The organism is Bacillus paralicheniformis, from assembly GCF_002993925.1.
GTDB lineage: Bacteria > Bacillota > Bacilli > Bacillales > Bacillaceae > Bacillus > Bacillus paralicheniformis.
In genome coordinates, this window is sequence record NZ_CP023665.1 from 91,763 (window position 1) to 104,499 (window position 12,737).

Genomic DNA, 12,737 nt, shown 5'->3' on the forward strand with positions numbered 1-12,737 from the left:
ATTTGAGGAAGAGAGGAGGGGCTCATTTGAACAATATTCAATCCTATATCACAAAAAGCGATGATTTTAAATCCATCGTCAACGGCTTGAACGAAGGGCTGAAGGAACAGCTGCTTGCGGGGCTCTCCGGATCTGCCCGGTCGTTATTTACAGCCGCTCTTACAAAAGAAACGAGACGGCCGGTATTTTTAATTACGCATAACCTTTATCAGGCTCAAAAAATTACAGATGACTTGACAGGGCTGATAAAAGATCAGCCTGTCCTTTTATATCCTGTCAACGAATTGATTTCTTCTGAAATTGCGGTGGCAAGCCCTGAGCTGCGCTCGCAAAGGCTTGATGTCTTAAATCGGCTTGCAAGCGGTGAAACGCCTATCGTTATTGCTCCGGCAGCAGCCGTCAGAAGAATGCTGCCCCCTGTCGAAGTATGGCAAAACAGTCAGATTCGCATTGAGACGGGGCGCGACATCGACCCGGAACAGCTGCTTCAGAAGCTTGTTCAAATGGGGTATGAGCGTACGGATATGGTGGCGGCTCCAGGCGAATTCAGTATTCGCGGGGGGATTATCGATGTCTATTCATTGACCGAAGAAAACCCTGTCCGGATTGAATTGTTTGATACAGAAGTTGACTCGATTCGTATATTCAATACGGATGATCAGCGCTCACTGGAAACGCGCGATGAAGTAACGATCGGCCCTGCGAAGGAACTGATCGTGCGGGATGAAGATCGGCAAAGAGCGCTTGAACAAATCGATAAAGGTCTTGCCAACAGTCTTAAAAAGCTGAAGCTTGATAAACAAAAGGAAATTCTCGATCAAAATATCGCGGAAGATAAAGAGCGGCTCAAGGAAGGTCATATCGGCCAGGAAATGGTTAAATACCTTTCTTATTTCTATGAGAGGCCTGCTAGTTTACTAGATTATTTCCCGAAAAATACTTTGCTGATACTAGATGAGATCAGCCGTATTCATGAAATGGAAGACCAGCTTCAAAAGGAAGAGGCAGAATGGATTACGAGCCTGCTGGAAGAAGGGAAAATCCTTCATGATACAGCAATGTCATTTCCTTTTCACAGCCTCATTTCAAAACAGTCCCGCCCGATTTTGTATTACTCGCTGTTTTTAAGGCATGTGCAGCACACCAGTCCGCAAAACATCGTCAATGTTTCAAGCAAGCAAATGCAGAGCTTTCACGGACAAATGAATGTGCTCAAAAATGAGATTGAACGGTTTAAGAAATCGAAATATACAACGGTTTTTCTAGGGGACAGCAAAGAACGCGTCGAAAAACTTGCGTCTGTATTGTCCGATTATGAGATCGAAGCCGCCCAGGCCGACCAGGATGCAGCGCTTGCCCAAGGCCAGATTTACATTATGGAAGGCGGTCTTCAATCCGGCTTTGAACTTCCGATGATCAAGCTGGCCGTCATTACCGAAGAAGAACTGTTTAAAAAGCGTGTCAAAAAGCAGGCGCGCAAACAAAAACTGACCAATGCCGAACGGATCAAAAGCTACTCGGAGCTTCAGATCGGCGATTATGTCGTCCATGTGAACCACGGTATCGGAAAGTATTTAGGGATTGAAACGCTGGAGATCAACGGCATTCATAAGGATTACCTGAATATTCACTACCAGGGAAGCGACAAGCTTTACGTACCGGTTGACCAAATTGATCAGGTGCAAAAATACGTCGGTTCCGAAGGCAAAGAGCCGAAGCTTTATAAACTCGGGGGAAGCGAATGGAAACGGGTTAAGAAAAAGGTTGAAAGCTCTGTCCAGGATATCGCCGATGACTTGATCAAGCTTTATGCCGAAAGGGAAGCAAGCAAAGGTTACGCGTTTTCTCCCGACCATGAAATGCAGCGTGAGTTTGAAGCCGCATTTCCTTATCAGGAGACAGAGGACCAGCTGAGATCGATCCATGAGATTAAAAGAGACATGGAAAAAGAAAGACCGATGGATCGGCTCCTTTGCGGCGATGTGGGCTACGGCAAAACGGAAGTGGCGATCCGCGCCGCCTTTAAAGCGATTGCAGACGGAAAACAGGTCGCGATCCTCGTGCCGACTACGATCCTCGCACAGCAGCACTATGAAACGATATTGGAACGTTTCCAGGACTACCCGATTAATATCGGTTTGCTCAGCCGGTTCCGGACGAGAAAAGAAGCAAATGAAACGATCAAGGGCTTAAAAAACGGAACGATTGACATCGTAATCGGCACTCACAGGCTGTTGTCCAAGGATGTCGTGTACAAAGATCTTGGACTGCTTATCATCGATGAAGAACAAAGGTTTGGTGTCACGCACAAGGAAAAAATTAAACGCATTAAAGCGAATGTCGACGTTTTGACGTTAACGGCAACTCCGATACCTCGAACCCTTCATATGTCCATGCTCGGTGTCAGAGATTTGTCAGTCATTGAAACGCCTCCGGAAAACCGCTTCCCTGTACAGACGTACGTTGTCGAATACAACGGGGCCCTAGTCAGAGAAGCGATAGAACGCGAGCTGGCCAGGGGCGGTCAGGTTTACTTCTTGTACAACCGGGTGGAGGATATTGAAAGAAAAGCGGAAGAAATCTCGATGCTTGTGCCTGATGCCAAGGTGACGTATGCCCATGGGAAGATGACAGAAAACGAACTCGAATCGGTCATGCTGAATTTCTTAGAGGGAGAATCGGATGTGCTCGTCAGCACAACGATTATTGAAACGGGCGTTGATATTCCAAACGTCAATACCCTAATTGTATTTGACGCAGATAAGATGGGGCTTTCCCAGCTGTACCAGCTGAGGGGCCGTGTCGGGCGCTCAAACCGTGTAGCTTACGCTTACTTTACGTACCGGAAGGACAAAGTCCTTACGGAAGTGGCCGAAAAAAGGCTTCAGGCGATTAAAGAATTTACAGAACTCGGGTCAGGATTTAAAATCGCGATGCGCGATTTGACGATCCGCGGCGCCGGAAACCTTTTAGGTGCGCAGCAGCACGGGTTCATTGATTCTGTCGGTTTTGATTTATATTCGCAAATGCTCAAGGAAGCAATAGAAGCTCGCAAGGGAGATGTACCGCAAGCTGAAAAATTTGAACCGGAAATCGATTTGGAGCTTGACGCATATATTCCGCAGACTTATGTGACAGACGGCAAGCAAAAAATAGATATGTATAAACGGTTCAGAGCGATTTCAACCATTGAAGAAAAGAGCGAGCTTCAAGACGAGATGATCGACCGCTTCGGCGAATACCCGAAAGAAGTCGAATATTTATTCGCCATCGCAGAGGCGAAGGTATATGCCATCACCGAACGCGTCGAGCTGATCAAGCAGGATAAAGACGCCGTCAGACTGACGATTGACGAAAAAGCTAGTGCCGAAATAGACGGCCAAAAACTGTTTGAACTCGGCAGCAAGTACGGCAGACAGATCGGCCTCGGGATGGAAGGAAAGAAATTGAAAATTTCGATTCAAGTGAAAAACCGAAATCCGGAAGAGTGGCTGGAAACGCTTCTCGAAATATTGAAAGGCCTTCAAAACGTTAAAAAGCAAACGATCGCTTCATCATAAAAATTTGTTGTTTCTCGCGTATATTACATTTGATGTGAAGGATACTAAAACCAATCAAGAGTGGAGAGTGTTACATAAGTACACAGCTCTGTTTATATCCACCAGATATATCATCAAATGAAAGAGAGGCAGCAGAGATGAAAGCAACTGGTATCGTACGTCGAATTGATGATTTAGGCCGGGTCGTGATCCCGAAGGAAATCCGCAGAACTTTGCGCATTCGTGAAGGAGACCCTTTGGAAATATTTGTGGACCGGGATGGGGAGGTTATTTTAAAAAAATATTCTCCGATCAGCGAGCTCGGCGACTTTGCAAAGGAGTATGCTGATGCGCTTTATGACAGCATGGGCCATTCCGTGCTGATTTGCGACCGGGATGTGTATATCGCAGTATCCGGGGGGTCTAAAAAAGACTATTTAAACAAATCGATCAGCGACATGGTCGAAAAGGCGATGGATCAGCGAAATTCTGTTTTGGAAGGAGACGCCAAGACAATTCAGCTTATTGATGGTATTGACGAAGAGGTTGCTTCTTATACCGTCGGTCCGATTGTTGCAAACGGCGATCCGATCGGAGCGGTTGTCATTTTTTCGAAAGACCAGTCAATCGGAGAAGTGGAACATAAAGCGGTTGAAACCGCCGCTGGTTTTTTGGCCCGTCAAATGGAACAATAGGTCTCATTCCTTTTATTTTGACATTCCTGCTCGAACGAGCTGGAATGCCGAAAGCGTTTTTCTCAGCTTGAATCAACATCAGCAGTTGGAACAGCACCTTTTGGGCTGTTCTTTTTTAGTTCACAGTTGCAGGCGGGGTATGAGTCTTGAATATGGTATAATAAGCACGTTTCGTGCGCTTTTTAGAAAGCTGAGAGAAAGCGCATTGGAAGGAGCTTAAAGGAATGGGGTTTTTAAAAGGCCAAAGACAATGGATTTGGCAAGGCGCCTTTGTTTTATCATTGGCGGGGATATTATCAAAGATATTAAGCGCTGTATATAGAGTGCCTTTTCAAAATATAGTTGGAGATGTCGGTTTTTATATTTTTCAGCAGGTGTATCCGATGATCGGAATATCTGTGATGCTTGCCACCTCCGGGTTCCCGGTCATCATTTCAAAGTTGTTGAATGATTACGGGACGGCAAACCGGGCAAAAATTCTCCGGGTGTCTATGTTTTTTTTGTCGGTCGTGGGCCTTGGCTTTTTTCTTCTCTTGTTTGCCGGAGCCGAAGCCATCGCAGGGTTTATGGGTGATCCCGCCCTTGCCGGGGTGATCCGCGCCGTGTCGTTTTCTTATTTGCTGCTGCCGCTCGTGTCTTTGCTTAGAGGCTATTTTCAAGGAGGCGAACGGATGCTTCCGACGGCACTTTCTCAAATTGGAGAGCAGACACTCCGGGTCGGGGCGATCCTCATTTTGACGTGGTGGCTCGTCAAAAACGGCTTTTCCTTATATGACGCCGGGGCAGGGGCTGCCTTTGGCTCCCTTGTCGGCGGCCTTGCGGCGTTTTTCATTCTCGCCGTGTTTTGGGCCAAGCGTGAAAAGCAACCCGCTGCCGCCGGGATAGAGGCCGGTACAGGCGATATTTTGAAACAGCTGTGTCTGTACTCGGTTACGATTTGCACGGCCGGCCTCATGCTGATTCTCATCCAGCTCGTCGACGCAATGAACTTGTATTCATTGCTGGCCGGACAAGGAATGGACGAACTTCAGGCGAAACATACAAAAGGGGTGTATGACAGAGGACAGCCGCTTTTGCAGCTTGGAACCGTTTTTGCTGCGAGCATTGCGACAGCTCTTGTCCCGTCCCTTACAAAAGCGAAGAAAAATGGAGAAACGGCGGTTCTGGAGGAAAAGATCCGTTATTCGCTAAAAATGAGCTTCGTCATCGGCACTGGAGCAGCCGCCGGTCTGATATGCATTTTGGAGCCGGTGAATGTCATGCTGTTTAAGAACAGCGATGGAACGGCTGCGCTGCAGATTTTCAGCGTGTCGATTCTGTTTGCATCGTTGGCGATCACGATGACTGCTGTTTTGCAAGGACTCGGCAATACATGTCTTCCAGCTGTTTCCGTCTGCTGCGGCTTTTTTGTGAAAGCCGTATTGAACGAGCTCCTGATCCCCGGTTTCGGCATTTCCGGCGCCGCTTTTGCGACTATGATGTCATTCGCTACTGTCGCTGGACTCAATTTTTTTCAGCTGAAAAGGAAAGGCTGGATCAAGTTGCCGGAATACAGGATAGCGGGAGTTTTGCTGTCGGCTGTGATCATGTCGGCCGCTCTGGCGGTGTGGCTTTTTGCTTTTGAAGCGGCCATACCTCATGAAAACAGATGGATCGCGACTGCGGAAAGTCTTAGCGCCGTATTCGTCGGCGGCATTGTCTTTTTGTCCGGTATCTTCACATTACGCGTGTTTTCAGAAAAAGAACTTGAGCTTGTACCTTTTGGCAGCAAGCTCCTGACATTAAAACGAGAAAGGGGCGGCAGACATGGCCGGTAAAATCACGGTAGTCGGCCTGGGGGCAGGCGATATGAATCAATTAACCCTCGGTGTATATAAACGGCTCACACAAGCGGAGGTTCTTTATGTCAGGACGAAAGACCATCCGTTAATAGAAGACCTGAAAAAAGAAATAGCTGAGATTCATTTTTTTGATGAGGTCTATGAAAAGCATGATCAATTCGAAGATGTTTACGAGGAGATCGTAGAGCGGCTGTTTGAGGAGGCGAAGCAGCGCGATGTGCTCTATGCCGTTCCGGGCCACCCGTTCGTCGCTGAAAAAACGGTTCAGCTTTTGCTTGAGAGGCGGGGCGCTCATCAGGCCGATGTCGTTGTCGAGGGAGGCCACAGCTTTATTGATGCGACATTAAATGCTTTGCAGATCGATCCGATTGACGGGTTTCAGTTTGTCGACGCCGTCCGGTTTTCCGCTGACGAAGTCGAGCTCCGTCATCATTTGATTATTTGCCAGGTATATGATCAAATGACGGCATCAGAGGTCAAACTGACGTTGATGGAAAAGCTCCCTGATGACTATGAAGTCGTCATTGTCACAGCGGCCGGAAGCAGTATGCAAGACATTCGGACAGTGCCTCTTTACGAATTGGACAGAAGTGTCGGTATCAATAATTTAACGAGCGTCTACGTTCCGCCGGTCAAAGACGAGGAGGTTCTGTACCAGGAATTTTCGATGTTCCGCAGCGTCATCAGGAAGCTGCGCGGACCGGACGGCTGCCCGTGGGATCGGAAACAAACCCATGAATCGCTCAAAAAATACTTAATTGAAGAATGCTATGAGGTGCTCGAGGCGATTGATGAAGAAGATCCCGACCACCTTGTTGAGGAGCTCGGCGATGTGATGCTCCAAGTTCTGCTGCATGCGCAGATCGGCGAGGATGACGGTCTTTTTACAATTGACGATGTGATTCGCGGCATTACGGCAAAAATGATCAGAAGGCATCCGCATGTCTTCGGAGAAGTATCTGTTCGTGATGAGGCCGACGTCATGGTAAACTGGGAAGAGATCAAGAAACAGGAGAAACAAGTGGACGATCCATCCCTTCTCGACGACATTCCAAAGCCGCTGCCTGCTTTGTCAAAAGCGAACAAGCTTCAGAAAAAGGCGGCAAAGACCGGATTCGACTGGTCGAATGTCCAGGATATTTGGGATAAAGTTCACGAGGAAATGAAAGAATTTTCTTCAGAAATTTCCGAAGCCGAACAGTCCAGCAAAAAAATGAAAGAAGAGTTCGGCGACCTTTTATTCGCTCTCGTCAACATCGGCCGGTTTTATAAAATTGAACCGGAAGAAGCCCTGGCGATGACAAATGCCAAGTTTTACAGAAGGTTCACGCATATTGAACAATCTGCAAAGCGCATGGGCAAGGATCTGGAAAGTATGACGCTTGAAGAAATGGACGAATTGTGGAATGAAGCGAAAGACATTGAAAGGAGCTGACAAGTGATGAGACTCGACAAATTTCTCAAAGTATCAAGGCTGATTAAAAGACGGACGCTTGCAAAAGAAGTGGCTGACCAGGGAAGAATTTCGATCAATGGCCAGCAGGCGAAAGCAAGCTCTGTTGTCAAAGCGGGAGACGAGCTTGCGGTGCGTTTTGGCCAAAAGCTTGTAACCGTCAAAGTCAATGAATTGAAGGATACGACAAAAAAAGAAGAAGCCGCTGATATGTATACCGTTCTCAAAGAAGAGAAGCTGGGAGGAGAATAGGCTTGTTCTAAAAAAATCCCCCGTCTCATACAATGCAGTATCGAATCTTTAGTATGAGGATATGGGGGATGAATCGATGAATGTATATTATGATCAGCACAACCCTTCCGGCGGGGCATCTGGTCCTGAACATAATGTGACGATGAAGGGCCGCAAGCTGCTGGATATATCCGGTGTCAAACAGGTCGAGAGCTTTGACAATGAGGAATTCTTACTTGAGACGGTCATGGGCATGCTGGCAGTCAGAGGCGAAAACCTGCAGATGAAGAATCTCGATGTGGAAAAAGGCGTTGTCTCCATCAAGGGAAGAGTGCTTGATCTCGTCTATTTGGATGAGCAGCAGGGGGAGAAAGCTAAAGGATTTTTTAGCAAGTTGTTTAAATGACGCTGACCACTCAGTTCTATACGATGCTGGCCATGGCCGGAATGGGGGCATGGCTTGGCGCTTCCCTTGACACCTACACCCGTTTTGTCGTTCGCTCAAAAACAGCAAGGTGGCTGTTGTTTCTCCATGACTTTTTGTTTTGGGTGGTACAAGGTCTCCTTTTTTTCTATGTTTTGCTGAGCGTGAATGAAGGGGAATTCCGAATTTATATCTTTCTGGCGGTCATGCTTGGATTTGCCGCTTATCAAAGCCTTTTTAAGCAGATCTATATCAAGCTTTTGGAATGGATGATTTCCTTTTTCATATTCATCTCCAGGCTGGTCTCAAAGATGATGCAGATGATGGTGTTTCGGCCTGTTGTATGGACGTTTCAAGCTATTTTTGCCATCATTCTTTTTACAATGAGAAATATCTATGTTCTTTTTCGTTTTTTTGCGGTATGTTTATATAAGATATTAAAATTTGCAGGATATCCGATTTATTTTATACTATATCAATGCTGCAGGCTTCTTCCCGCCCCGGTTCGGGGATTGTTGAGACGCTTTTTGCAAAAAGGAGCAGGATTTTTCGAAAAGGGGAAGAAACTATTCATAACAATTAAGGCAAAACTTTTAAAAAAATGAGGGGAGGCCGTCTGGAATGAATGATCCCACGAGACGCAACATATCGCAAATACAGAACGAATACAAAGAGCAGATGGAGCGAAAACAGCAGCAGCTGAAAAGAAAAAGACGCGGTCTATACAGACGGTTGATGGTTTTCGGCGCCGTTGTGCTGCTGTCGGCGATTGTGATTGTCAGTTCTCTTTGGTCGCAGACTTCGGATATCAGCGCGAAGCAAGAGAAGAAAGAAGACCTTTTGAAACAATTGGAACAACTGGAAGCAAAAAAATCGGATTTGAAAGATGAGATTGTGAAATTAAAGGATGAGGACTACGTTGCAGAGCTTGCCAGAAAGGATTATTACCTCTCAAAAGATGGCGAAATCATCTTCAAGTTTGAAGATAAGAGCAAGTAGCCTTGTTGACACTTATTTTTTTCTTTATGTATAATTAAACAAATGATCTTTTTTAAGTCTAAGGAGGAGCACTTTTTTTATGTCGATTGAAGTTGGCAGCAAGTTGCAAGGGAAAGTAACAGGTATTACAAATTTCGGAGCGTTTGTTGAACTGCCTGGAGGATCAACAGGTCTTGTTCATATTAGCGAAGTAGCCGATAACTACGTGAAGGACATTAATGATCATCTGAAGGTTGGTGATCAAGTAGAAGTTAAAGTCATCAATGTTGAGAAAGATGGGAAAATCGGCTTGTCGATCAAAAAGGCTGTAGACCGTCCTCAATCATCAAGACCTGCGAGACCTAAAAATGATTTCCGCTCTAAAGAAACGTTTGAACAGAAAATGAATAAGTTTTTAAAAGACAGTGAAGATCGCTTATCGTCTCTAAAACGCAACACGGAATCAAAACGTGGAGGGCGCGGAGCAAGAAGAGGTTAACTTGCTGCTTTCTATATATACGAAAGGCATTCGTCTTATCCCAACGGATGCCTTTTTATTGTCTTATAAAATTTTTATTAAAATTTCTATTGACGGATAGGACAATCCTTTGTATTATAGAACTTGTGCGTTAAAAGAAATCAACAACATGGCGGTGTAGCTCAGCTGGCTAGAGCGTACGGTTCATACCCGTGAGGTCGGGGGTTCGATCCCCTCCGCCGCTACTTATATGAAGGCCCGTTGGTCAAGTGGTTAAGACACCGCCCTTTCACGGCGGTAACACGGGTTCGAATCCCGTACGGGTCATTCCGGAAACCGGCTTCTTCTGAAGCCGGTTTTTTTGCTGCATAAAAATACGCAAAATAACGGGAATGGACTCGACTTATCAAGAGTGATTGAAGCATGCTACAAAAAGCGTCGAACAGTTCTTTGAATTCATTACCTTCTTTTGACAAAATCCTATTTCATCTTTCGTTATAATGGCAAGCAACGAATAAACGAGTGGGAGATGAGAGCATGGAAAAAGCGGAAAGAAGAGTGAACAGCCCAATAGCTGGACCTGTTGTTCAAAAATTGTATTCATGGATTGGCAGCACGACGAAGCTTGTAATGCAGCATTTATATTCCCTCTTTTTTTATAAAGGGCTGATCTATATGATCATCGGTTTTTTATTGGGACGAGCCTTCATTCTGTCAGAGGTCATTCCCTTTGCTCTTCCATTTTTCGGAGCGATGCTTTTAATTAAAAAAGATAAAGCTTTTCTTGCATGCCTGGCACTTCTTGCCGGGGCTCTGAGCATATCGCCTCAGCATTCGCTGTTCGTGCTTGCGGCTCTGTTTGCATTTGCGATATGTTCCAAAATGACGTCTCTTATTATAAAAGATCGCGTCAGAACGCTGCCTGTCGTCGTCTTTTTAGCGATGGCTGTGACAAGATGCGGATTCGTATATGCCGAATACGGAACGGTTTCGGGTTATCACTATATTATGGCTTTTGTTGAAGCCGGGTTATCGTTTATCCTCACACTGATTTTTTTGCAAAGCCTGCCGATTGTTACATCAAAGCGGGCGAAACAGTCGCTGAAAATTGAAGAGATCATTTGTTTTATGATTTTAATCGCTTCTGTTCTCACAGGTTTGACAGGCGTTTCTTTTCAAGGCATGCAGGCTGAACTGATATTGGCCCGTTATGTCGTGCTCGCTTTCGCGTTCATCGGGGGCGCGAGCATCGGCTGTACAGTCGGTGTTGTGACCGGGCTGATCCTCAGCCTTTCAAATATCGGCAATTTATATCAGATGAGCCTGCTGGCTTTTTCAGGCCTTCTCGGCGGTTTGTTAAAAGAAGGAAAAAAGTTCGGTGCTGCGGTCGGCTTATTGATCGGATCTCTATTGATTTCTCTGTACGGAGAAGGTTCAGCTGAACTTGTGCCGACGCTTTATGAATCACTGATTGCAATCGGTCTGTTCCTTTTAACCCCTCAGTCGATTACGAAAAAAGTGGCTAAGTATATACCGGGAACGACTGAACACGCTCAGGAACAGCAGCAATATGCAAGAAAAATCCGCGATGTCACCGCGCAGAAGGTCGATCAGTTTTCGAGTGTTTTTCACGCATTATCCGAAAGCTTCGCTACCTTTTATCATTCGGTTCCGGATGATGAAGGAAAAGAAAAAGAGATCGATCTGTTTTTGAGCACTGTAACAGAACACTCCTGCCAGTCCTGTTATAAGAAAAACAAGTGCTGGGTTCAGAACTTTGATAAAACATATGACTTGATGAAACGAGTTATGCAGGAAACAGAAGAAAAGCAATATTTTAAAAACCGCAAGCTGAAAAAGGAGTTTCATCAGCACTGCTCCAAATCAAAGCAAGTAGAAGCGCTGATGGAAGACGAGCTGTCTCATTTTAGGGCAAACCAGACATTAAAACAAAAGGTGCATGACAGCAGGCGTCTCGTCGCAGAGCAGCTGCTCGGGGTTTCTCAGGTCATGGCGGACTTTTCTCGGGAAATAAAAAGGGAGAGGGAGCAGCATTTTATTCAAGAAGAACAAATTCGGGATGCGCTGCAGCATTTCGGCATTGAAATTCAACAAGTCGAAATTTACAGCCTAGAGCAGGGAAATATCGATATCGAAATGAGTATCCCGTATTGCAACGGCCACGGGGAGTGTGAAAAAATCATCGCTCCGATGCTGTCCGATATTTTGGAAGAACAAATTATCGTCAAAGCGGAACAGTGCGCCGGCCATCCGAATGGATATTGTCATGTTGCTTTCGGTTCGGCGAAGTCATACAGGGTGGTGACGGGAGCCGCACATGCAGCAAAAGGAGGAGGGCTTGTCTCCGGCGACAGCTACAATATGATGGAGCTCGGCACCGGCAAATATGCGGCCGCCATCAGCGATGGTATGGGAAATGGCGCAAGGGCCCATTTTGAAAGCAATGAGACGATCAAGCTGTTGGAAAAGATTCTTCAGTCGGGCATCGACGAAAAAGTGGCGATTAAAACGATCAACAGCATTCTTTCATTAAGGACGACAGATGAAATATATTCGACATTGGATTTATCGGTCATCGATCTTCAGGATGCGAGCTGCAAGTTTTTGAAAATCGGCTCCACCCCGAGCTTTATTAAAAGAGGCGATCAGATTATCAAAGTGCAGGCCAGCAATCTGCCGATCGGCATCATTACAGAATTCGATGTTGATGTAGTCAGCGAGCAATTAAAAGCGGGAGACCTTTTGATCATGATGAGCGACGGAATCTTTGAAGGGCCTAGACATGTTGAAAATCATGATCTGTGGATGAAGCGTAAATTGAAATCTTTGAAAACCGAGGAGCCGCAGGAAATCGCCGACTTGATCATGGAAGAAGTGATTCGGACAAGGTCGGGTCTGATTGAGGACGATATGACGGTGATTGTTATCAAGCTGGACCATAATACGCCAAAGTGGGCCTCCATTCCGGCGCCGTCTTTTTTCCAAAAGAATCAAGAGATTTCTTAGCCTTCGTATAAATCAAATTTCTTCTGGCGATGATGGAACTAAATCAAGATATCTTTGTCCAGGAGGAATAA

At 45.9% G+C, this 12,737-nt stretch carries 10 protein-coding genes and 2 tRNA genes; all 12 read left to right on the forward strand.

The window, feature by feature from the left end:
- Positions 1 to 26: 26 nt before the first annotated feature.
- The 12 genes from mfd to spoIIE all read left to right on the forward strand — a co-directional run bounded on the left by mfd (position 27) and on the right by spoIIE (position 12,666).
- Positions 27 to 3,560, forward strand: a complete 3,534-nt coding sequence (mfd, locus tag CP943_RS00505; protein ID WP_025809571.1) for a transcription-repair coupling factor — start codon at positions 27 to 29, stop codon at positions 3,558 to 3,560.
- Between the two features lie 137 nt (positions 3,561 to 3,697).
- Positions 3,698 to 4,234, forward strand: a complete 537-nt coding sequence (spoVT, locus tag CP943_RS00510) for a stage V sporulation protein T (RefSeq protein ID WP_020449813.1) — start codon at positions 3,698 to 3,700, stop codon at positions 4,232 to 4,234.
- A 224-nt stretch (positions 4,235 to 4,458) separates the two neighbouring features.
- A complete protein-coding gene (locus tag CP943_RS00515) occupies positions 4,459 to 6,051 on the forward strand; it encodes a putative polysaccharide biosynthesis protein (RefSeq protein ID WP_105980624.1) in 1,593 nt (530 codons plus the stop codon).
- On the forward strand, positions 6,041 to 7,510 hold the full coding sequence (yabN, locus tag CP943_RS00520) for a bifunctional methyltransferase/pyrophosphohydrolase YabN (protein WP_095293082.1): 1,470 nt from the start codon (positions 6,041 to 6,043) through the stop codon (positions 7,508 to 7,510). Before CP943_RS00515 ends, yabN begins: the two co-directional genes overlap by 11 nt.
- A 6-nt stretch (positions 7,511 to 7,516) precedes the next feature.
- Positions 7,517 to 7,780: an RNA-binding S4 domain-containing protein gene (locus CP943_RS00525; RefSeq protein WP_003178218.1), complete on the forward strand. Its 264-nt coding sequence runs from the start codon at positions 7,517 to 7,519 to the stop codon at positions 7,778 to 7,780.
- 76 nt (positions 7,781 to 7,856) lie between these two features.
- Positions 7,857 to 8,165, forward strand: a complete 309-nt coding sequence (gene yabP / locus CP943_RS00530; RefSeq protein WP_011197470.1) for a sporulation protein YabP — start codon at positions 7,857 to 7,859, stop codon at positions 8,163 to 8,165.
- Entirely contained in the window at positions 8,162 to 8,788 is a 627-nt protein-coding gene (yabQ, locus tag CP943_RS00535; protein ID WP_020449817.1) for a spore cortex biosynthesis protein YabQ, read from the forward strand. The genes yabP and yabQ overlap by 4 nt, the downstream gene beginning before the upstream one ends.
- Before the next feature lie 16 nt (positions 8,789 to 8,804).
- On the forward strand, positions 8,805 to 9,182 hold the full coding sequence (locus CP943_RS00540; protein WP_025809568.1) for an FtsB family cell division protein: 378 nt from the start codon (positions 8,805 to 8,807) through the stop codon (positions 9,180 to 9,182).
- Positions 9,183 to 9,261: 79 nt separating this feature from the next.
- Positions 9,262 to 9,660 carry a S1 domain-containing RNA-binding protein gene (locus CP943_RS00545; protein ID WP_003178226.1) on the forward strand — a complete coding sequence of 133 codons (399 nt, stop codon included), beginning with the start codon at positions 9,262 to 9,264 and terminating at the stop codon, positions 9,658 to 9,660.
- Between the two features lie 150 nt (positions 9,661 to 9,810).
- Positions 9,811 to 9,884, forward strand: a tRNA-Met gene (locus CP943_RS00550).
- Between the two features lie 10 nt (positions 9,885 to 9,894).
- Positions 9,895 to 9,966: transfer RNA gene (locus tag CP943_RS00555), tRNA-Glu, on the forward strand.
- Between the two features lie 210 nt (positions 9,967 to 10,176).
- Positions 10,177 to 12,666: a stage II sporulation protein E gene (spoIIE, locus tag CP943_RS00560; protein ID WP_020449819.1), complete on the forward strand. Its 2,490-nt coding sequence runs from the start codon at positions 10,177 to 10,179 to the stop codon at positions 12,664 to 12,666.
- The last annotated feature ends 71 nt before the right edge of the window (positions 12,667 to 12,737 follow it).

Coding starts and splice junctions, on each gene's coding strand:
- spoVT (WP_020449813.1), top strand. CDS start 3,698: ATGAAAGCAACTGGTATCGTACGTCGAATTGATGATTTAGGCCGGGTC.
- CP943_RS00515 (WP_105980624.1), top strand. CDS start 4,459: ATGGGGTTTTTAAAAGGCCAAAGACAATGGATTTGGCAAGGCGCCTTT.
- yabN (WP_095293082.1), top strand. CDS start 6,041: ATGGCCGGTAAAATCACGGTAGTCGGCCTGGGGGCAGGCGATATGAAT.
- CP943_RS00525 (WP_003178218.1), top strand. CDS start 7,517: ATGAGACTCGACAAATTTCTCAAAGTATCAAGGCTGATTAAAAGACGG.
- yabP (WP_011197470.1), top strand. CDS start 7,857: ATGAATGTATATTATGATCAGCACAACCCTTCCGGCGGGGCATCTGGT.
- yabQ (WP_020449817.1), top strand. CDS start 8,162: ATGACGCTGACCACTCAGTTCTATACGATGCTGGCCATGGCCGGAATG.
- CP943_RS00540 (WP_025809568.1), top strand. CDS start 8,805: ATGAATGATCCCACGAGACGCAACATATCGCAAATACAGAACGAATAC.
- CP943_RS00545 (WP_003178226.1), top strand. CDS start 9,262: ATGTCGATTGAAGTTGGCAGCAAGTTGCAAGGGAAAGTAACAGGTATT.
- spoIIE (WP_020449819.1), top strand. CDS start 10,177: ATGGAAAAAGCGGAAAGAAGAGTGAACAGCCCAATAGCTGGACCTGTT.